Raw genomic sequence first — 20,764 nt, 5'->3', positions numbered from 1 at the left:
AAAAATATGTTTGTTTTATTAAAATAATATTGTTATAGATTCGGTATGCACTTATAATTTTATATATATTCTGAATATTCTTTATAAAGAAGGAGGGGGAATGGTGGAAGCTTTCGTAAATTGGTTAAATAATATTGTTTGGAGTCCCGCACTTGTTTATTTATGTTTAGGAGTAGGTTTATATTTTTCCATTCGAACGAGGTTTTTACAAGTAAGACACGTAGGAGAAATGGTGAAGCTGACATTTCAAGGAGAAAAATCAGAGGCTGGTGTTTCCTCCTTCCAAGCGTTAGCACTTTCTTTATCAGGACGCGTTGGGACAGGGAATATAGCCGGGGTAGCAACAGCGGTTGCATTCGGTGGGCCAGGAGCTGTATTTTGGATGTGGGCAGTAGCCTTTTTAGGAGCAGGTTCTGCTTATGTAGAATCGACACTAGCACAAATATATAAGACGAAACATCAAGGGCAGTTCCGAGGTGGTCCGGCTTATTACATTGAAAAAGGTTTAGGGGTTAAATGGTATGCTTTAGTATTCGTTGCAGCAACAATTCTTGCAACAGGACTTTTATTACCAGGTGTGCAAGCAAATAGTATTGCTGTAAGTTTAGAAACAGCTTTTGGAATTAACACTACAGTATCAGGAGCGTTATTAGTAGTTGTATTAGCTCTTATCATTTTCGGTGGAGTAAAGCGAATTGTTAACGTAGCGCAAGTTGTCGTACCGTTTATGGCAATAGGTTATATTTTAGTAGCTTGCGTCATTGTTGCTATGAATATTGAAAAATTGCCAGAAGCATTTATGTTAATTATAAGAAGTGCTTTTGCATTAGAAGCAGCTTTTGGTGGTATTATCGGTTTAGCAATTTCTTGGGGAGTAAAGCGTGGTATTTATTCTAATGAAGCAGGGCAAGGAACTGGACCGCACGCAGCAGCAGCTGCTGAAGTATCGCATCCAGCTAAACAAGGCTTAGTACAAGCATTTTCCGTTTACATTGATACATTATTTGTTTGTTCAGCAACAGCATTTATGATGATTATTACAGGCATGTATAACGTATTTGATGCAAGCGGAAAAAACTTTATCGTTAATAAACTAAACGGTGCGCAGCCAGGACCGGGATATACACAGGCAGCAGTAGAATCTGTTTTCCCTGGATTTGGAAACGGTTTCGTTGCAATCTCGTTACTATTCTTTGCATTTACAACAATTATGGCGTATTACTACATTGCAGAAACGAATATCGCGTACTTAAATCGCGATAAAGACCGCCCTTGGCTGTCTATGGTACTAAAGTTTGTATTTTTAGGAGCTGTATTCTACGGCTGTATCAAAACAGCAGCAACGGCTTGGGCTTTAGGCGATATCGGTGTAGGTATTATGGCTTGGGTTAATATTATCGCGATTTTATTATTACAAAAGCCAGCATTAGTTGCATTAAAGGATTATGAAAAACAGAAAAAAGAAGGAAAGGATCCAGTATTTGATCCAGGGCCATTAGGAATTAAAAATGCTGATTTCTGGGAGCATGAATACGGAAAAGATAAGAAAGAAGAAGTATCTTAATAAAATAGAAATGAAAAAGCAAAGGGAAATCCCTTTGCTTTTTTTATGGGCAAAAATGAAGAGAGAAGTTATTTTTGGGACTGTTTTTGAATATAAAAAGAATGTACATGCTTTGTTAGTGGAAGGGGGGAGTATGTTGATAGAGTTTCGTAGCGTAAATAAATATTACGGCAACTTTCAAGTTTTGAAAAATATTAATGTGCAAGTGAAAAAGGGTGAAGTGGTAGTAGTAGTTGGTCCTTCAGGATCAGGAAAAAGCACGTTGCTTCGGTGTATAAATCAGCTAGAGACAATTACAGACGGAGAGTTAATGGTACAAAATACGGAGGTACACAATGCAAAAACAGATATGAATGAATTACGCCGAAATATCGGGATGGTTTTTCAGCATTTTTATTTATACCCGCATAAAACGGTTCTTCAAAATATTACATTAGCACCTATTAAAGTAAATAAAGTTTCAAAAGAAGAAGCAGAGGAAACAGCGATGTTTTATTTAGAGAAAGTAGGAATCCCGGAGAAGGCTGGTGTCTTCCCGCATCAATTATCTGGTGGACAACAGCAAAGGGTAGCGATTGCTAGGGGGCTCGCAATGCAGCCGGAAATTATGCTATTTGATGAGCCTACGTCTGCTCTTGATCCAGAGATGATTGGAGAAGTACTGGATGTTATGAAAACGTTAGCTAAAGAAGGGATGACGATGGTTGTCGTCACACATGAGATGGGATTTGCGCGAGAAGTAGCAGATAGGATTTTATTTATGGATGAGGGCCAAATTATTGAGGATACAACACCAGCATCATTTTTCGCAAACCCAGAACAAGAAAGAGCACGTTTATTTTTAAGTCGAGTGTTAAATCATTAAAGGAGGAATTTCATGCTTAAAATGAAAAAGTTGTTTACCTTAATCGTATTCTCATGTTTATTCGTACTTGTTGTTGCTGGGTGCGGAAGTAAAAAAGATGAGGCGAAAGAAACGAGTACGAAGCAAGGCGGGACCATAGAGCAAATTAAGAAGCGCGGGAAATTAGTAGTTGGGGTGAAGAATGATACGAATTTATTCGGGTTGAAAAATCCTTCAACAGGGCAGGTAGAAGGATTCGATGTTGATATCGCGAAGGCACTTGCGAAAAAAATTCTTGGGGACGAAAAGAAACTAGAGCTGAAGGAAGTAACATCTAAAACACGTATTCCACTACTGAAAAATGGTGATATTGATGCAATTATCGCAACAATGACAATTACGGAAGAACGTAAAAAAGAAGTTGATTTTTCAGATGTATATTTTAAAGCAGGGCAATCGTTACTTGTGAAAAAAGGAAGCAATATTAAGAGTATTGATGATATAAAACAAGGTGTGAAAGTATTAGCTGTAAAAGGCTCAACATCTACAAATAACATTCGTCAAAAGTCACCAGAAGCGACTGTATTAGAATTTGAAAATTATAGTGAGGCATTTACAGCGTTAAAAGCGGGTAAAGGTGATGTTTTAACGACAGATAATGCAATTCTTTACGGAATGGCAAAACAAGATTCTAATTATGAAGTTGTAGGGAAAATTTTTACGGATGAACCGTATGGAATTGCAGTGCAAAAGGGTGCAGAGGATTTAACAAAAGAGATTAATAGTTTATTAAAAGATATGAAAGCTAATGGAGAATACGATAAATTATATGAAAAATGGATCGGTCAAAAACAAGAAAAATAAAGTGACACTAATTGGAATAAATAATAAGAATGAGAGGATGAGGGATGCTCATCCTCTTCTTGTAAAGAAAGAGGGGAGAATATGTGCCTGATTTTTCTATATTAACGAATAACATTGATATGTATTTAGAAGGATTTAAATATACAGTGATGTCTAGTGTACTTGCATTAATAGGAAGTTTTATTTTAGGAGTCATTTTGGCGGTAATGCGTATAGCGCCTATTCGCGTTTTAAATTGGATCGGATCTGCTTTTGTGGAATTTGTAAGAAATATTCCACTCGTATTAATTGCATTTATATTTTATTTTGCTCTACCTGTAATAGGAATCACTTTGAATGGCTTTGTAGCAGGGACAGTTACGCTTACTGTGTACACTGCGGCCTTTATTGCGGAAGTAATTCGTGCTGGTATTTTATCAGTCGCAAAAGGACAAATGGAAGCGGCGCGCTCTTCAGGGCTAACATATGTGCAAGCGATGTACTACATTATTTTACCTCAAGCGATGAAAATCGTAATTCCTCCTCTAGGAAATCAATTTCTCAATTTAGTTAAAAATTCTTCTATACTCGGAATTATTGCTGGGACAGATTTAATGTATCAAGGAGACTTAATTTCAACGAAGACGTTTGTTACGTTTGATGTATATATATTTGTTGGGATGTTTTATTTAATATTAACAATTCCGCTCAGTATGCTAGTGCGTTATTTAGAAAAACGCTTGGCAAAGGAGGCGGTGTAAATGGATTTTAAGGGAGCAATAACAGGTGATCATATTCTATTTTTATTAAAAGGATTGCTCATCACATTAGAGGTAGCGCTCGTAGCAATTGTACTTAGCTTTATTATTGGTAGTGTAATAGGGATTGTGCGGTACACAAAAATACCCGTCGTCTCACAAATACTAGGTTTTATCGTTGAAGTAATTCGGAATTTACCGTTACTTTTAATTATATTTTTTACGTATTTTGCACTGCCTGAAGCGGGCTTGAAATTAGAAATTATAACAGCCGTAATTGTCGCTTTAACAATATTTGAAGCTGCAATGATATCTGAAATTGTTCGAAGTGGTCTATTATCTATCGAAAAAGGGCAAATCGAAGCAGCGAGGTCTTCCGGATTAACGTATGTTCAAGCGCTGTGGCATATTATTTTGCCACAAGCATTAAGAAGAATGGTCCCGCCGCTTGTTAGTCAGTTTATTTCATTACTGAAAGATACGTCGCTCGCAGTTGCTATATCATTGCCAGAACTTATGCATAACGCTCAAATTATTAGCGGACAGAATGTAAATTATATGATTCCGACTTTTATAGTAGTAGCTTGTATGTACTTTATCATAAATTATAGTTTATCAATTTTATCGAGAAGATTAGAACTGCGCTAACCCTTACAAAATATGTAAGGGTTTTTCCTTGTTTATCCTTATTTTCCTCTAAATAGAATCTAAACCTTACGATAATTCGATTTTTATATTGTTTTATCAGAAAAGTTTTAATTTTATATAGAAATTGTAACCGCTTTCGTGTATATTTTTATTATCAGAAAATTTTAACAAGATATAGGGGTATATTTGTAGGGGGAGGATTTAGATGCAGCAACCAACGAATGAGCAATTACATCGTACGATGAAGAGTAGACATTTATTTATGATCGCACTTGGTGGTGTAATCGGAACTGGTTTTTTCTTAGGTTCAGGTTACACTATTAATCAGGCTGGACCAGGGGGGGCCATCCTTTCATATTTAGTGGGCGGATTTATTATGTATTTAACAATGCTTTGTCTTGGAGAGCTAACGGTAGCAATGCCAGTTTCAGGGTCTTTCCAAAAGTATGCGACGAAGTTTATCGGACCAGGAACGGGCTTTATGATTGGCTGGTTATACTGGCTTGGCTGGGCAGTAACAGTAGGACTAGAATTAACGTCAATCGGTTTAATGATGAAAAGATGGTTTCCGAATGTTGATGTTTGGGTATGGTGCCTTGTATTCGGCGTTATTTTATATGCTTCAAATGCTATCTCAGCGAAAAGTTATGCTGAATTAGAGTTTTGGTTCTCTAGTATTAAAGTAGTTACAATTCTTGCGTTTGTTGTTCTTGGTGGTAGTGCATTACTAGGGTTTTTACCATACGATGGAAAAGAAGCAGCACCTCTTTTCTCTAACTTTGTAAGTGATGGTGGGTTATTCCCGAATGGACTAGCAGCGGTATTACTTACGATGATTACAGTTAACTTCTCGTTCCAAGGAACAGAGTTAATCGGGATTGCAGCAGGAGAAAGTAAAGATCCTGAAAAAACAATTCCACGCGCGATTCGTAATACAGTATGGCGTATTATGTTATTCTTCATTTTAACAATGACAATTTTAGTAGGATTAATTTCTTGGAAAGAAGCAGGCGTAATTGAAAGCCCATTCGTAGTTGTATTTGATAAAATCGGTATTCCATACGCAGCTGATATTATGAACTTCGTTATTATTACTGCTTTATTATCTGTAGCGAACTCAGGGTTATATGCAGCAACTCGTATATTATGGTCACTTGCAAATGAAGGAATGGCACCAACTTCCTTCAAGAAAGTAAATAAGCGAGGTATTCCAATTACAGCGCTAGTCGTAACGATTGCGGTAGCTGGTCTTTCTTTATTCACAGGTTTCCTTGCAGAAGATACAGTATACATGTACTTATTATCTATAGCTGGTTTATCGGCTGTATCAAGTTGGATTATTATTGCTCTATCGCAACTGCGCTTTAGAAGTCAGTATATAAAAGGCGGAGGAAAGTTAGAGGACTTAAAGTATAGAACACCGTTATATCCGATTGTTCCTATTTTAGCTTTAATTACAAATAGTATCGTTGTTATTAGTTTAGCGTTTATTCCTGAACAACGAATGGCGTTATATTGTGGTATTCCATTTATCATTTTCTGCTATATATATTATTATATGAGTAAGAAACGGAAGAAACCGATGAAAGTGGAGACAACAAATGAAACTAACAATCAAACACGATGATATTGAGGCAGATTTATCGTATGGTCCATTAGCGATTGGAAAAGAAAACGGGTATTCACCGTTACAATTACTCGTTTCTTCTATCGCGGGATGCAGTGCAATTGTCTTTCGCACAATTTTAGAAAAGAAACGCATTACATACGATACGTTTACAATTGAAACTGAAATTGGGAGAAGTGAAGCTTTATCGAAACCAGTTGAAAGTATTCATTTGCACTATAAAATTAAAGCGGAAAACATTACAGAAGAGCAGTTGGACAAGGCGTTGCAGCTTGCAGTGAAGAATTGCACGATTGTTCAATCTGTAAAAGATAGTATAAAAATTACGGAAACAATTGAATTGATAAAGTGAAACATAAAAACGTGAGAATACGGCTCTCACGTTTTTATGTTTTTAACAGAGGAGGAAGTATTATGAAATGTTTAGGTTGTCAATTAGCAAACGAAGAAGAAATGATATATAAAGTATATGAAGATGACTATGTAACTTGTTTTTTAGATCATGAACCTTTCTATCCAGGACATACTTTAATTGTGCCAAAGCAACATGTGTTAGAGTTAGATGAATTAGATGATGTTGTAGCAAAATCGATTATGGATGCGTCTAAGATTATTGCAAAAGCCATTAAGGCATTATATAAACCAGATGGAATTACAATTTGTCAAAATGGTGGAATCTTTAACGAGTTAACACATTATCATATGCATGTCGTACCGAGATATAAAGAGCGCTCGTTTGCTGAGTTTTATACGGTACAACCGGGAGAAAAGCAGAATCATAACTTGGAAGAGACAAAGTATTTGTTAAAAGAAGCGATAGAGCAAATACTGCATATTGAAAAGGTGTAAAAGAATTTTTCTTAGAGATACAGTCAGGAAAATTCTAATAAACAAAAGCCCAATTTCTCAGTTAAAATAGAGAAATTGGGCTTTTGTTTATTCTATTATTAAATTTTATCTATAAAAAGATTTCGCAGTGTCACAAAGTATGGTGCTCATTCGTTATATAGAGTGAGAGGAGGAATTATATGAAAGTTACAAACAACGATTATGAAAAGATGGAAGAGCTATATGAGTTGTATGAACAAAAGATTTATTATGTAGCGTATTCTATTTTAAATAATATTCAACAGGCTGAAGATGCGGTTCAAGAGACGTTTATTACTCTTTATAAGAACTTGGAAAAGCTCCATAGCTTGGCTACTCAAGAGCTTAAACGCTACATTTTGAGGGTCGCGAAAAACAAGGCGATTGATAGTTACCGGAAAAATAAACGACATGAAACATTTTTAGAAGAATATGAAAGAGAATCAACAGAAGCAGTAGATGAAAATATTGAAGAGTGGGAAAAACGTACAATGTCTGAGGTTCAAATTGATACATTGCTAAAAGAGTTAAATGAATCTAATAGACAGGTATTTAAGTACAAAGTCTTCTATAACTTAACGTATCAAGAAATTTCAAGTGTCATGGGGATAACGGAGGCTAATGTCCGTAAGCAGTTTGAGCGTGCTCGAAAACGAGTTCAAAATATGATAGGAGGTATACAACATGACGAATTCAAAGAACTCCAAAGAAATGTATGACCTTGCTGAAAAAATTGCTTTAGATGATTTTGATAAACTCGAAGAACAACATGAATTTTCACATACATATACGCGCAAAAAGAAATTGTTTATGGAAGAAATGAAGTTGAAGGGCGAGCGACCACAGAAAAAGCATAAAAGACATCGTATGTTAATCGCTGCTGCCTGTTTATTAATTGGTATGCCGACAACTGTTTTTGGTGCAGTGAAAGTCTATAATATGATTGTTCAAAAACAAAATTACGAAGTAAATGTTTTCTTAACAAATAAGGATTCGAAAAAGAGTGATCAGTGGTATAAGTTGAAGGTTGGTAAATTGCCAGAAAATATGGAAGCAATTGATGACTCTGCTATGAAATATTCATTTAAAGATAACTACGCAAAGGGTGGATTTTCATTCATTCTTTGGAGAGTAGGAAAAGATTCGAATTTTAAAACACTGTACTCAAAAAGTTACGAAGAGAAAGAGATAAATGGCAAGAAAGCAGTGATTGTTAATAAAGAAAATGGAAACAACAATTTAGCGTTTAACAGAGAGGTCTTTCTCTTTTTTGAGAAAGAGGGGATCATGTTACAAAGTTATATTGGAAACGATATAAACGAAGAACAAATGGTGGATGTGCTAGGGAGCATTTCACTTGAGCCCACGTCAAAAGAAAAGTCATCATATATAAGCGATTATGATAAAAAGTATTTTAGCCAAGAAGGTAAAACAACTAAGGTGATTCCTTTGAAAAAAGATAGTAAACGACTATTTCATATAGGGCAAAAGGTTCCAGTAACGATTATCATGGATAACAGTAAAATTGAATATGTGATAGAAAAAGTTGAAGTTTTTGATTCCATTAAAGATTTTAAGCATGAAAACTTTAATGAAACGGGATTAGGGAGACTAAGCGAGAATCAGGCTTTGGATCAAGCTGGACAATTGATACCATATAGACGGGATGAATATAAATTTGGAAATGGTAAAGATTCAATTGATCAATTAATAGAGTCAAGATTAATTCAGCCTAAATTTGTCTACTTGACAACAACAGTGAAAAATATAGGTAAACAGGAAACAAAAGAAATCTATATGCATCCATCCATACAAGTGCTTAAAAGTAAGGGGAATGTATGGAATTACGCTGAAAGAGCTGGAATTACGGAAAAAAATATTATGACGGGCGAAGTTGATTATTTAGAACCTCACGGAGACGGGAAAAGCTTTTACAATATTGGTAGTATCACACCAGGACAAACGGTAAAGGTTAACCTAGGTTATTTTGTAGATGAGGATAAGTTAGATTCAATCTTCCTTGATACTTTCCGTTACAGTGGGTCTAGTGGCACTGAAAATATGAATGAGAAAAATCGTTGGTGGTTCGATATTCGTCAACAGTCAAAATAATAGAAATAAATCGACGAAAAAAGCTGCTTATATTTAGCAGCTTTTTTCGTCTTCATACATATGTAAAATTTCTTTCGCACGTAGACGTAAACCATCTATTAGTTCTTTTGGTTCTAAAACCCGTGCATCTTTTCCAAGCCTATAAAATAAAGGCGTAATAAAATTGACTTCACCTTTATCAATTGTTGAATGTATATATCCTGTCCCGTCTTCGTTTGCTACAACGAATTCTTCAAGGTAAGGCACGCTTTTACATTGGCGTACACCTTCTGTCGTCAGTAAAACATGTAACTGAGTAGGACTGTGTACTACGTTAGAGTTAGAGGCAAACCACGCTTCTAAATTTATGAATGTATCTTCATTTTCTTCTGTGGATAATATAGAGAGAATACGATCGACGCGATACAGTAATATTTTTTTTCTACTAAAGTCGTAGGATGGTAAGTACCATAGCCCGTCATGAGCATATACACCGATAGGATGAACATGTTTTGTTTTTATCCCCGATTTAGATTCGTATTGAAAGTGTAAATTTTTATTTTCAATAGCCGCGGTTAACACTTCGTTTAATAGAGGTGTATCAATTGTTCTCTTCGGATTCCAAAAGGCGATATAAGAATGTATTTTATCAACTTTTGCTTTCGCATCATGTTGTAGAGAGCTATATAGTTTATGCGTAACAGAATTGATCTCTGTATTAAAAGGTAGGTCTCGGTAGTAGTTTAAAGATTGAAAGGCAAAAAAGATGGAGACAGCTTCTTCTTCCGTAAATAAAATAGGGGGAATTACTTTATTCGTTAATACTTTATAGCCGCCGTTGCGACCTTGTTCCGCATAAATAGGTAACCCCATATCACTTAAATCTAAAATGTATCTATGAACCGTACGAACGGAAATATTAAATTCATCAGCTATTTCTTGAGCTGTAAATGTTTTTTTTGCAGAAGCAAATATAAGAATATCTAATAAGCGTTTAGCTTTTGACAAATGTATCACCTTTTTCTTTTTAACATGACATAAAGTGTCATGTTTTATTGTTAGTATATTGTTTACATCATATGTTATCAAGATGAGATGCAAGGAGGAAAAGATATGTCACGTGAAATAGTTTTATTTATTGCAGCGAGCTTAGATGGATATATTGCGAAAGAAAATGATGATTTACAGTGGTTAATGGAAACAGAAGGAGAGGGAGATAACGGTTATACAGAAATGTATGAAACGATTGATACAATAATTATGGGAAAGAAAACGTACGATTATGTAGTAGAGCATACGGAAACATTCCCGTACCTAGATAAAAAATGTTATGTTTTTTCTCGTTCAGAAAAAGGTTCAGATGGAAACGTGGAGTTTGTAAATGAAGATGTAGTAGAGTTTACGAAAAGGATAAAAGCACAGGAAGGATCTAAAATATGGATGGTTGGTGGAGGCGAGCTACTGAGAGAATTCTTTAAGAATAATCTAATTGATGAATATGTTGTTACGATTACACCCCATATATTAGGCTCGGGCGTTCCATTATTTAAAGAAAAGAATCCAGAAATTCATTTAACTTTAACGGATACGAAACGTTTTGGGCAATTTGTAAATTTATACTATAAAGTAAAATGATAAAGAAACACGACTACTGATGATAGTCGTGTTTCTTTATAGATGGTAATGAAATTATAAAGCAAGACCCGTGATCGACTTTACTCGTTACGATAATATTCCCGCTGTGTAGTTCTACAATTTCTTTCACGATAGATAGCCCTAAACCAGTTCCGCCTGTAGCACGTGTTCTTGCTTTATCAACACGATAAAAGCGATCGAAAATGTGAGGGAGGTCTTCAGGTGGAATACCTTCGCCTTCATCTTCAATTGTAATGGAAATACGTTTAGTTTCTTCTGTAACAGAAATGTTGATATGAGAATGTTCTTTTGAATGTCTATAAGCGTTACTTAAAATGTTCATTATAACTTGTTCGAATCGCTGTTCATCTAAGTTTATTAGCAGGGAAGAAGGACAAGAGAGAGAAACTTTAACGTGTCTTTCCTTATACATGGCGTTTACTTTTTCAGTTATACGAGTAAGAAAAGGGTGTAACTGAACTTCTGTTACTACAATAGAAAAGTTATGCTTTTCCATCTGTGCAAGTAAAAATAAATCTTGAACTAAATTTGTAATATAATCAGACTCATCTTTTATAATAGATAAATATCGTAAACGTTGCTCAGGAGATGTGCTTTCTTTTAAAGCAATGTCCGCATAACCTCTTACATATGTTAACGGTGTTCGTAATTCATGAGCAACACTTGCTAGAAATTCACTTCTTTCTGTTTTCATATAATGTAAATCATTAGCAAGCGTTTGAATAGATGATGCAAGTTCACCAATTTCGTCATTTCGACTAGTTGTTAATGAAACAGATAAATCGCCTTTACTCATTTTTTCAGTAGCATGTTTCATGTGTAACAATGGTTTTGTTAATGACCGTGATAATAGAAAGATGGTGATGGCTGTTAATAGAAAAGTAATGATTCCAGCAATAATGAATTGTCTTGTTAGCCCGTTAACCATTTCCTCGATTGATTCCGTTCCGAGAAACATATATACATAGCCTTCCGTTTTTTCTGCCACTATAATGGGGCTAACTGTACATATATAATTAGATGTTTTCCAATGATTTTCTATAATTGCTCCGCCATGATCTGTCCGTGTTTGCATCTTCTCAATATGCTTTTTTATAGTAGTATTTATTTCATTCGATTTAGCTAGTACATCCTTATTTGCATTTGTAATAACAACCGTGGTTTCGGCTTCGGATTCCATTAGTGCAACATGGGAGATTGTTTGCTTATCAAAATATTTTTCAAGGACATCTCGGTGACTATTGCCGCGCTTTAATAAAGCTGTCATTTCTTCATTTACTCTATTGTTGACAAGGCTATAATAAAGCAAGACAAATAGAACACTTTCGATTAAAAGTGTAACAATTAAGAAATAAAATCCGAATTGAATAGAGATTCGTTTCATCACTTTGCTCCTTACTCTTCCATATCAATCCACCGATACCCAACTCCGTATACAGTCTTTAAATGATGATCAATAGGGAAATTTCCTTTCCGTAATTTATCACGCAAATTACGAATATGTGAATCGACAGTTCTATCTTCTGTATTTGTATTGAATCCCCAAACTCGTTCAATGAGCTGATCACGGCTTAATACGTAGTTCACATGGCGTAAAAATAATCCGAGCAAAGAGAATTCGATTGGAGTGAGAAGAAGTTCTTCATCATGGACAGACACAAAATGTTTTGCCTCATCCCATAAAATGCCGTGATATTCGATTTGCGCATGTTGATTCGTACGCCGTAAAATAGCTTCAATTCTTGCGAAAAGCTCCTCTTCATGGAAAGGTTTCGTTACGTAATCATCCGCTCCGAGTTTTAACCCTTGGACGACATCTAACGTTTGATCACGAGCAGTTACCATAATGATAGGAACGTTACTAAATGATCGAATTCTTTTACATGTTTCCCATCCGTCCATCTTTGGCATCATAATATCGAGTAAAACAAACTTAAAGTTTCGATTCTCTATATATGAAATAGCTTCTTCTCCAGATACTGCACATACGCAGTTATATCCAATTGGAGTGAGATAAAGCGTTAATAATTCAAGCATTCTCGGTTCATCGTCTACGAGTAGTATATCGATCATAGAGTACCTCCGCCTTTGTAGTCATTATTTAAATTGTAAGTCAAAATCATGAAGAAATGGTGCAGATTATAATGCATCTGCATAATTTCTTCAGAATTGCTTGTTATTGTTTAGTTGAACTTCTACTTTAGGTAAGGATATTGGCTCAATAACGACGAATACGGAGGCGATATAATGAAAAAAACAACCCGCATTTTGGGCGTAACGATAATTACAGCAGTTGGTCTTGCAGCCTGTGGACAAACGAATAATATGGATCATACAAAGCATGAATCTACAAAAGAGAAGGAAACAGAGAAAAAGGAAATGAAAATGAATCAGGAGGTAACTGCGCCGAAAGAAATAAACGAAGGTGCATCGAATGATGTATTAACGACAAGTTTAAAAAATGTAACGAGATTAAATACAAACGACCCTCTGCAAATGGCAGTATTAACTTCGCAAACGATATGGCCAGCAACTCATAAGGAGAATCAGCCAGGCGCAGTTATTTTAGTGCCAGTAAGCGAGTGGCAATTAGGGATTGCGAGTGCGGATCTTATTCACCATCCGAATAACGGACCGATTTTATTTATAGAAAAAGAACGGGTACCTGAAATGACGTTAAAAGAAATAAAACGACTAAATCCGCTCGGAACGAAAGATGGAACACAAATTATGGTTATGGGGGATGTAGGGACAGCTGCTCTTGAACAATTAAAAGAATATAAAATAAAACAAATAAAAGAAACAGATGCATCTATATTTGCAAAAGAGGTTGATAAAGAATACGCCGATATAACAGGAAGTTATCCAAATAGCATCATTATCGGCTCGTCCGAAGAGGAAGGTCGTTTATACACAACACCGGCTGCAAACTGGATCTCTCATATGCCAGAGCCACTTTTATATGTAGAGAAAAATAAAGTACCAGAGTCTACGATAGAGGCATTAAAGATGAGAAAAGATAAAGCAAATATATATGTATTAGGACCAGAAAAAATCATTTCAAAAGAAGTGGAAAAAGAGTTAAGTAAATACGGAAAAGTAACGCGTATTAGTGGAGAGACTCCAACAGAAAATTCTATTGCATTTGCGAAATTTAAAGATGAAAAGACGAAATTTGGGTGGGGGTTTAAAAAGCCCGGTCATGGTGTGTCATTTGTTTCAAACAAAACGCCAGACTTAGCAATTGCTGGAGCACCCTTTTCACATATGGGTAAACACGCGCCTGTTGTATTGTTAGAAGAAGGAAAAGCTTCACAACCAGTGTATGACTTCCTCGCTAGTATTCAACCGAAGTTTAAAGATGATCCAACACTTGGACCGTATAATCACGGCTTCTTATTAGGAAGTACGGGTGATATTTCATTTGAAACACAAGGTATACTAGATGAGAGATTAGAGATTGTACAAGAAAGTGGTCAAGGACATGGTGGACATTAATGGAATGAGAGAAGACGCTGCTAAGGTAGCGTTTTTTCTTTAGGAAACTTTTACATAGCAAAAATATCTCTCCTCGTTATATAATAGCCTTCGTGCAGTCGGCTAGATTTTTTTATGGAGAAAATCAAATGATAAAAGAGTAGAGGAGTGGTATTTTGTTTCAAACGATAAAAAATGATTGGTTTTCCAACGTGAAAGGGGACGTACTATCAGGGATCGTTGTTGCTTTAGCCTTAATTCCTGAAGCCATCGCGTTCTCCGTTATTGCAGGCGTGGATCCGACCGTTGGATTATACGCAGCCTTCTGTATTGCAGTTACTATTTCATTTGTTGGCGGAAGAACAGGGATGATTTCAGCTGCCACAGGTGCAATGGCATTATTAATGGTAACGCTCGTTAAAGATCATGGTTTGCAATATTTATTTGCCGCGACAATATTAACCGGTATTGTCCAAATTATTTTTGGTGTGTTCAAACTGAGCTCATTTATGAAGTTTATTCCTAAATCAGTTATGAGTGGTTTTTTAAATTCACTTGGAATTTTAGTTTTTACAGCGCAATTGCCGCATTTTAAAAATGCAACTTGGCAAATGTATGCACTTGTCGCATTAGGACTTGCAATTATATATGTATTTCCACGTATTACGACGGCTGTTCCGTCTACACTTATTTCAATTATCATTGTGACGAGTATTGCACTTATGAGCGGATTACAGTTGAAAACAGTAGGGGATATGGGAAGCTTACCGAAAGAGTTACCGTTTTTTAGTATTCCTGATGTGCCATTTACATTAGAGACATTAGGGATTATTTTACCGTACGCAGTTATGCTTGCAATTATCGGTTTACTAGAGTCATTATTAACAGCTTCAGTTTTAGATGATATGACGCATACGGAAAGTAATAAACATAAGGAAGCACGTGGGCAAGGTATTGCGAACGTCGTGGCGGGTTTCTTTGGAGGAATGGCAGGATGTGCAATGATTGGACAATCTGTTATTAATATTAAATCAGGTGGACGAGGTCGTTTATCAACATTTGTAGCGGGCGGATTTTTAATCGTATTACTATTCGTTTTAGGTGACTATGTCGTTCATATTCCAATGGCAGCTTTAGTTGCGGTTATGATTATGGTTTCAATCGGAACGTTTGATTGGAACTCTGTAACAACGATTCATAAAGTACCAAAAGGAAACGCATTTGTTATGATCGTAACAGTTGTGATTGTCTTAATTACACATAATTTAGCATTAGGTGTAATTATCGGAACAGTAATTAGTGCAGTTTTATTTGCATTCAATATGGCAAAGATTCACGTGAAACATTTATATATTGAAAATAAGAAAATATACGAAATTCATGGTCAACTTTTCTTTGTATCTACAGCAGACTTTATAAATAATTTTTCATTTAATGAAGATGTAAAAGAAATTGAAATGAACTTTACTCATGCACACGTATGGGATGATTCAGCAGTGGCATCAATTGATAAAGTTATCATGAAGTATGAGCAAAGCGGTGTGAAAGTAAGTATAACTGGATTAAATGAACGTAGCGCAAAACTTGTTACAAATTTAGCTATTTATAATAAAAGAATTGCTGGTTAAAGAACTACAATTTTTTAATTTTATATTCATGTGTAAGCCCTCTTTTTTGAAAGACAAAAAAGGGGGCTTTTGTATTATAATACGAGTAGGATAACGAAAAGGGGATTCAGCATATGTATAAACAAATTATATTAGCATGTGATGGTTCTGAACATGCACTTCGAGCAGCAGAGCACGCAACATATATTGCGAAATTTAACGAAGAAACAAATGTTGAAGTTGTGTACGTAGTAGATAATAGAACGGCAAAGTCGGATATTATACAAGGACAAACGGATTTAGAAACAATATCCGCTAGTCGAAAAGATAAATTAAAAGAGATTGAGGGTTTATTAAAGAAAGAGAACATTTCCTACAAAATTACAATTCTACACGGTGATCCTGGAGATACAATCGTTCAGTATGTAAATACAGGGGATATAGATCTTGTTGTTGCTGGGAGTAGAGGGTTAAATACATTGCAAGAAATGGTACTTGGTAGCGTAAGTCATAAAATAGCAAAGCGTGTGAAATGCCCGGTGATGATTGTAAAATAAATTGAGTGAAATATGTAGTAGCGAAAGCAAGACCTGGATATAATTCGAGGTCTTTTTTGACGTATAAAGGGAGAGTGTATGGACATACTAAATATATAAGTTTAAAAAAAATTGCTAACTTACAAATTTGTAAGTTAGGTGTCAGAAAAATCGATGTTATGAAATTTTTCCCATTGGTAAAATAAAAGTATCAAAGGGGAGATAGGGAGGATGGAAGTAATGAAATCATTTCAAAATTTATCATATAGTCAAGGGGTAAGCTTAATTTGCTTAGGGGGATTTGCTACATCTGTTACGTTAGCTGTATTAATAAAGGTGTTTCATCAAATTTTCTAATTTTATAGTAGGGAAGGAATTGGTTGTTATAAATAGTAAGAAAAGTGCTGTAAATAAAGAATAGCTCTTAGCATGTATATAAACGCTAAGAGCTATTCTTTATTTATATATTATATTTTGTTTAAGCTTGTTTTGTTTTTGTCGATCCTGTGTTTAAAGTAAGAGCAAGGAAGAACATTGCAAGTACACAAGAAGCAAGTAATAAAATGAACCCGCCGTCCCATCCAAATGCATCTACAATAAAGCCCATAGCTGCGCTAGCAAAAGTAGCACCACCTAGGTAACCAAAGAATCCAGTTAAGCCTGCTGCAGTTCCAGCAGCTTTCTTTGGTGCTAAGTCAAGCGCATGAAGACCAATTAGCATAACAGGTCCGTAAATTAAGAATCCAATTGAAACCAGTGCGATACTATCAACCATTGGATTACCAGCAGGATTTAGCCAGTAAACGAGAACGGCAATGAATACACCGACCATAAATAAAATACCAGCAGGTGCACGGCGTCCTTTAAATAGTTTATCGCTCATCCATCCGCAAAGAAGCGTACCAGGAATACCAGCCCATTCATATAGCGCATAAGCGGTACGTGAGCTACTATGAGTAAAGCTTTTTTCTTCTACTAAATAAGTAGGAGCCCAGTCTACAACTCCGTAACGAACGAAATAAACAAATACGTTAGCGATAGCGATATACCATAAAAACTTATTGTTTAACACGTATTTAAATAAAATTTCTTTTACTGAAAGTTCACGTTCACGATCTTTCACTTTTTCATCTGATGGGTATTCACCAGTATGTTCCTCAATAGAAGGTAATCCGCAAGATTGAGGCGTATCACGCATCGTAATTAATACATAAATCCCAACTAAAATTGAAAGAATACCTGGGAAGTAAAATATACTCTTCCAGTCATTTGCAAAGAAATATAAGCCTAATGTAACGAGGGAAGGCATAAGTGCGCCGCCGACGTTATGAGCGACGTTCCAAATAGACATTTTTGTACCACGTTCACTTACAGAGAACCAGTGAACCATTGTACGACCACAAGGTGGCCAGCCCATACCTTGTACCCATCCATTTAAAAATTGAAGTACAAACATGAGTATGATGCTTGTTGTAATGAAAGAAAATGAGCCGAAAATAATATTAATGATACCTGATAAAAATAGCCCAGCCGCTAAAAAGTAGCGAGGATTACAACGATCGGATACGATACCCATAAGAAATTTACTTAATCCGTAAGCAATTGATACTGCTGAAAGGATAACCCCAAGTTCCGCTTTACTAAATCCTTGTTCGATTAAATATGGCATTGCTAGTGAAAAGTTTTTTCGAACAAAGTAGTAACCTGCATAACCGATGAAGATACCTAAGAATACTTGTAAACGTAATTTACGGTATTCGCTATCAACACGATCAGCTGGTAAGCGTTCCGCGTGGGGCGCAGGTTTAAATAATTGTGTGAAAAACATAAAATGAAAATCCTCCCCTAATAAATTAAAAGCGTTTTAAGACAGGAAGAATGCAAAAAGGCCATGAAATATAAAAAAGTTTCCTTTTTTATGATTCATAGCCGTATACTCCGATTCTCCGTGACTGTCAATATTAACTTCGTCGAAAATTATACAACTTTGTGACAGAAATGTAAACGTTTTTATGAATAAAAAGTGTTGACGGATTTTGTTCGTAGTATTAATATTTAAATACGTTAAATATTTTATTGTTTAAATAAGAGGTGGATAACATGCCAAATGATATGACGCATATCGATAAAATTCAAGCTCTTGCGTTTTCGATTGGAAAGAAAATGCAGACGGAGTTATTAGAACAAATGCAAGCAACAGGACTTACACCACCGCAGTTTTATATTTTAAAGATTTTAGATCATTATGGAGCTTCAAGGGCGACAAAATTAGCAAAAAAGATGTATGTAAAGCCTAGTGCAATTACAGTGATGATTGATCGCTTAATTGACCAAGAGCTTGTAGAGCGCTATCACGACAAAGATGACCGTCGTGTTGTCGTCATTGAGTTAACAAAAAAGGGGAAAGCTAGGGTGGAAGAGGCAATGACAGCTCGCAATGAGCATATTGCAAAATATTTCTCACACTTAGAATTACAAGAAAGAGAAGATTTGTTACGTCTCTTTGAGAAGTTAGAAACAATTATTTGCGGGACACAAGAGAAAAAAGAGAATAACTAAGAGGAATTGAGGAGATTACATGGAGCAACAAGACAATATAAATAGAAAGTTGCTGTTAATCGGTTTAGTAATCGCGATGCTATTTGCTGCGTTAGATGGAACAATCGTAGGTACAGCAATGCCGCGTATCGTCGGTGATCTAGGCGGATTAAGCTTAATGACATGGTTAACAACTGCATATATGTTAACATCAACGACAGTTGTACCAATTGCAGGTAAATTAGCGGATTTACTTGGTCGTCGTAACGTATATATAACAGGACTAGTTATTTTCATGATTGGTTCGGCGTTATGTGGTATGGCAAATGGTATGACAGAATTAATTATTTTCCGTGGTATTCAAGGTCTTGGTGGCGGTATTATGATGCCAATGGCAATGATTATTATCGGTGATATGTTCTCAGGAAAAGAACGTGCGAAATGGCAAGGGATTTTTGGGGCATTATACGGTCTTGCTTCTGTAATTGGACCACAAGTTGGTGGTTGGATTGTAGATGCGGTGAACTGGAGATGGGTATTCTACATTAACTTACCAGTTGGTATTTTAGCGACAATCTTTATTGCAATGGGATTAAAATCACATAAACAAACGGGACCAATTAAAATTGATATCGCTGGAATCTTTACGATGATTCTCGGTGTTGTAAGCTTATTACTTGCGTTAACGTTTGGTGGAAAAGATTACGCGTGGGATTCTTGGCAAATTATCGGGTTGTTTGCATTAGCTCTAATTGGTATTGTTAGCTTTGTTATTGTTGAAACGAAAGCAGAAGAACCAATTTTACCGATGCATTTCTTTAAAAATCGCACATTTACAATACTGAATGCGATTGGATTCTTTATGAGTATCGGAATGTTCGGTGCTATTATGTTCGTACCATTCTTTATGCAAGGTATCGTAGGAGTAAGTGCAGCTGAATCAGGAACGATTATGACGCCAATGATGATTACAATGATTGTGATGAGTATTATCGGTGGGCAACTTGTATTAAAGGTTGGGGTAAAACCACAAATTATTACAGGGATGCTTATTATGGCCGGTGGATTCTGGTTATTAACAACGATGGATATGCACACAACGAAGCTTACTGCAACTTCTTATATGATGATTATCGGTTTAGGAATGGGTCTTGTTATGCCAACATTAACATTGGCGTTACAAGAAAGCTTCCCGAAAAAAGATCTTGGTGTCGTAACATCATCAAGTCAGTTCTTCCGTCAAATTGGGGGAACATTTGGTATTACAATTTTAGGATCAATTATGAATAACACTTCAGGTACAACATTAACAAATAAATTAGTACCTGTATTAGATACATTCCCGAAAGAAGCGGGAGAAATGGTAACAAAATTTAAAGATATGATTCATACAGACCCACAAGGTTTATATTCAATGTTATTTAGTCCTGAGGCATTAAAACAAATGCCAGAAGCATTCTCTAATAGCATTGTACCAATCTTGAAAAGTTCGTTAGTAGACTCGCTGCATACTGTATTTTTAACAGGATTAGTATTCATCGTAGTAGGTGCTATCTTTACGATTTTCTTACAGAAAATTAAACTGTCTGATCGTAAAAAAGGTGCTGAAGAGCCTGCTGTAGAAGAAAAAGAACAAACTGTATCATATTCGTAATGAAAAAGCATCGCCTTAGGGCGATGCTTTTTGAGTATAACCTTAAAAGCTTTT

The 20,764-nt window shown here is 35.7% G+C and carries 21 protein-coding genes; 17 read left to right on the top strand and 4 right to left on the bottom strand.

The window, feature by feature from the left end:
* The first annotated feature begins 103 nt into the window (after positions 1-103).
* The 10 genes from EUC40_RS22735 (at position 104) to EUC40_RS22690 (ending at position 9,263) form a co-directional block, all read left to right on the top strand.
* The gene (locus EUC40_RS22735) at positions 104-1,564 is read left to right on the top strand and encodes an alanine/glycine:cation symporter family protein (protein ID WP_071710224.1); all 1,461 of its coding nucleotides are present in this window, start codon (positions 104-106) and stop codon (positions 1,562-1,564) included.
* 136 nt (positions 1,565-1,700) lie between these two features.
* A complete protein-coding gene (locus EUC40_RS22730) occupies positions 1,701-2,429 on the top strand; it encodes an amino acid ABC transporter ATP-binding protein (protein ID WP_167520160.1) in 729 nt (242 codons plus the stop codon).
* 12 nt (positions 2,430-2,441) lie between these two features.
* Positions 2,442-3,272: a glutamine ABC transporter substrate-binding protein GlnH gene (gene glnH, locus EUC40_RS22725; RefSeq protein ID WP_156576671.1), complete on the top strand. Its 831-nt coding sequence runs from the start codon at positions 2,442-2,444 to the stop codon at positions 3,270-3,272.
* 83 nt (positions 3,273-3,355) lie between these two features.
* Positions 3,356-4,012, top strand: coding sequence for an amino acid ABC transporter permease (locus EUC40_RS22720; protein WP_071710226.1), 657 nt, complete (start codon positions 3,356-3,358; stop codon positions 4,010-4,012).
* Positions 4,013-4,657: an amino acid ABC transporter permease gene (locus EUC40_RS22715; protein WP_071710227.1), complete on the top strand. Its 645-nt coding sequence runs from the start codon at positions 4,013-4,015 to the stop codon at positions 4,655-4,657. It begins immediately after the preceding gene.
* 205 nt (positions 4,658-4,862) lie between these two features.
* Entirely contained in the window at positions 4,863-6,284 is a 1,422-nt protein-coding gene (locus EUC40_RS22710; protein WP_071710228.1) for an amino acid permease, read from the top strand.
* Positions 6,259-6,636 (top strand): OsmC family protein, encoded by a 378-nt coding sequence (locus EUC40_RS22705; RefSeq protein ID WP_071710229.1) that lies wholly within the window; start codon positions 6,259-6,261, stop codon positions 6,634-6,636. The genes EUC40_RS22710 and EUC40_RS22705 overlap by 26 nt, the downstream gene beginning before the upstream one ends.
* Before the next feature lie 11 nt (positions 6,637-6,647).
* Positions 6,648-7,133, top strand: a complete 486-nt coding sequence (locus tag EUC40_RS22700; RefSeq protein ID WP_156576670.1) for an HIT family protein — start codon at positions 6,648-6,650, stop codon at positions 7,131-7,133.
* 179 nt (positions 7,134-7,312) lie between these two features.
* Positions 7,313-7,870 carry an RNA polymerase sigma factor gene (locus EUC40_RS22695; protein WP_156576669.1) on the top strand — a complete coding sequence of 186 codons (558 nt, stop codon included), beginning with the start codon at positions 7,313-7,315 and terminating at the stop codon, positions 7,868-7,870.
* On the top strand, positions 7,836-9,263 hold the full coding sequence (locus EUC40_RS22690) for a DUF4367 domain-containing protein (protein WP_156576668.1): 1,428 nt from the start codon (positions 7,836-7,838) through the stop codon (positions 9,261-9,263). The genes EUC40_RS22695 and EUC40_RS22690 overlap by 35 nt, the downstream gene beginning before the upstream one ends.
* A gap of 33 nt (positions 9,264-9,296) precedes the next feature.
* On the opposite strand, the gene EUC40_RS22685 is transcribed toward EUC40_RS22690, so the two are convergent.
* A complete protein-coding gene (locus EUC40_RS22685; protein WP_071710233.1) occupies positions 9,297-10,250 on the bottom strand; it encodes a helix-turn-helix transcriptional regulator in 954 nt (317 codons plus the stop codon).
* Positions 10,251-10,355: 105 nt separating this feature from the next.
* Between EUC40_RS22685 and EUC40_RS22680 the strand changes: the two genes are divergently transcribed.
* Positions 10,356-10,877 (top strand): dihydrofolate reductase family protein, encoded by a 522-nt coding sequence (locus tag EUC40_RS22680; RefSeq protein ID WP_071710235.1) that lies wholly within the window; start codon positions 10,356-10,358, stop codon positions 10,875-10,877.
* A gap of 13 nt (positions 10,878-10,890) precedes the next feature.
* Here the strand turns inward: EUC40_RS22680 and EUC40_RS22675 are convergent, their stop codons facing one another.
* The gene (locus EUC40_RS22675; protein WP_071710237.1) at positions 10,891-12,282 is read right to left on the bottom strand and encodes a sensor histidine kinase; all 1,392 of its coding nucleotides are present in this window, start codon (positions 12,280-12,282) and stop codon (positions 10,891-10,893) included.
* Positions 12,283-12,293: 11 nt separating this feature from the next.
* On the bottom strand, positions 12,294-12,971 hold the full coding sequence (locus EUC40_RS22670) for a response regulator transcription factor (RefSeq protein WP_156576667.1): 678 nt from the start codon (positions 12,969-12,971) through the stop codon (positions 12,294-12,296).
* A 174-nt stretch (positions 12,972-13,145) separates the two neighbouring features.
* Here EUC40_RS22670 and EUC40_RS22665 point away from each other — a divergent pair, with 174 nt between their 5' ends.
* From EUC40_RS22665 to EUC40_RS22650, 4 genes are all read left to right on the top strand, one after another.
* The gene (locus EUC40_RS22665) at positions 13,146-14,396 is read left to right on the top strand and encodes an ArsR family transcriptional regulator (protein ID WP_071710241.1); all 1,251 of its coding nucleotides are present in this window, start codon (positions 13,146-13,148) and stop codon (positions 14,394-14,396) included.
* A gap of 155 nt (positions 14,397-14,551) precedes the next feature.
* Complete coding sequence (locus EUC40_RS22660; RefSeq protein WP_156576666.1) at positions 14,552-16,003, top strand: SulP family inorganic anion transporter; 1,452 nt, start codon at positions 14,552-14,554, stop codon at positions 16,001-16,003.
* Positions 16,004-16,116: 113 nt separating this feature from the next.
* On the top strand, positions 16,117-16,539 hold the full coding sequence (locus tag EUC40_RS22655) for a universal stress protein (RefSeq protein ID WP_000278005.1): 423 nt from the start codon (positions 16,117-16,119) through the stop codon (positions 16,537-16,539).
* A gap of 219 nt (positions 16,540-16,758) precedes the next feature.
* Positions 16,759-16,875 carry a DUF4027 family protein gene (locus EUC40_RS22650; RefSeq protein WP_000834734.1) on the top strand — a complete coding sequence of 39 codons (117 nt, stop codon included), beginning with the start codon at positions 16,759-16,761 and terminating at the stop codon, positions 16,873-16,875.
* Between the two features lie 121 nt (positions 16,876-16,996).
* Here EUC40_RS22650 and glpT read toward each other — a convergent pair whose 3' ends face one another.
* Complete coding sequence (gene glpT / locus EUC40_RS22645; protein WP_071710244.1) at positions 16,997-18,346, bottom strand: glycerol-3-phosphate transporter; 1,350 nt, start codon at positions 18,344-18,346, stop codon at positions 16,997-16,999.
* Between the two features lie 272 nt (positions 18,347-18,618).
* Between glpT and EUC40_RS22640 the strand changes: the two genes are divergently transcribed.
* Complete coding sequence (locus EUC40_RS22640; protein ID WP_016089296.1) at positions 18,619-19,077, top strand: MarR family winged helix-turn-helix transcriptional regulator; 459 nt, start codon at positions 18,619-18,621, stop codon at positions 19,075-19,077.
* 19 nt (positions 19,078-19,096) lie between these two features.
* Positions 19,097-20,710, top strand: a complete 1,614-nt coding sequence (locus EUC40_RS22635; protein ID WP_071710246.1) for an MDR family MFS transporter — start codon at positions 19,097-19,099, stop codon at positions 20,708-20,710.
* Positions 20,711-20,764: the final 54 nt, after the last annotated feature.

The sequence above is a fragment of the Bacillus luti genome, from assembly GCF_009739945.1.
In the GTDB taxonomy this organism is placed as follows: domain Bacteria; phylum Bacillota; class Bacilli; order Bacillales; family Bacillaceae_G; genus Bacillus_A; species Bacillus_A luti.
Note: the sequence above shows the minus strand (reverse complement) of the source record. Positions and strands in the feature narration are given on the sequence as shown.

Bases quoted from the DNA above. Each gene is read 5' to 3' on its own strand.
- glnH (WP_156576671.1), top strand. From the start codon at position 2,442: ATGCTTAAAATGAAAAAGTTGTTTACCTTAATCGTATTCTCATGTTTA.
- EUC40_RS22715 (WP_071710227.1), top strand. From the start codon at position 4,013: ATGGATTTTAAGGGAGCAATAACAGGTGATCATATTCTATTTTTATTA.
- EUC40_RS22710 (WP_071710228.1), top strand. From the start codon at position 4,863: ATGCAGCAACCAACGAATGAGCAATTACATCGTACGATGAAGAGTAGA.
- EUC40_RS22705 (WP_071710229.1), top strand. From the start codon at position 6,259: ATGAAACTAACAATCAAACACGATGATATTGAGGCAGATTTATCGTAT.
- EUC40_RS22695 (WP_156576669.1), top strand. From the start codon at position 7,313: ATGAAAGTTACAAACAACGATTATGAAAAGATGGAAGAGCTATATGAG.
- EUC40_RS22690 (WP_156576668.1), top strand. From the start codon at position 7,836: ATGACGAATTCAAAGAACTCCAAAGAAATGTATGACCTTGCTGAAAAA.
- EUC40_RS22680 (WP_071710235.1), top strand. From the start codon at position 10,356: ATGTCACGTGAAATAGTTTTATTTATTGCAGCGAGCTTAGATGGATAT.
- EUC40_RS22675 (WP_071710237.1), bottom strand. From the start codon at position 12,282: ATGAAACGAATCTCTATTCAATTCGGATTTTATTTCTTAATTGTTACA.
- EUC40_RS22670 (WP_156576667.1), bottom strand. From the start codon at position 12,971: ATGATCGATATACTACTCGTAGACGATGAACCGAGAATGCTTGAATTA.
- EUC40_RS22665 (WP_071710241.1), top strand. From the start codon at position 13,146: ATGAAAAAAACAACCCGCATTTTGGGCGTAACGATAATTACAGCAGTT.
- EUC40_RS22655 (WP_000278005.1), top strand. From the start codon at position 16,117: ATGTATAAACAAATTATATTAGCATGTGATGGTTCTGAACATGCACTT.
- EUC40_RS22650 (WP_000834734.1), top strand. From the start codon at position 16,759: ATGAAATCATTTCAAAATTTATCATATAGTCAAGGGGTAAGCTTAATT.
- glpT (WP_071710244.1), bottom strand. From the start codon at position 18,346: ATGTTTTTCACACAATTATTTAAACCTGCGCCCCACGCGGAACGCTTA.
- EUC40_RS22640 (WP_016089296.1), top strand. From the start codon at position 18,619: ATGCCAAATGATATGACGCATATCGATAAAATTCAAGCTCTTGCGTTT.
- EUC40_RS22635 (WP_071710246.1), top strand. From the start codon at position 19,097: ATGGAGCAACAAGACAATATAAATAGAAAGTTGCTGTTAATCGGTTTA.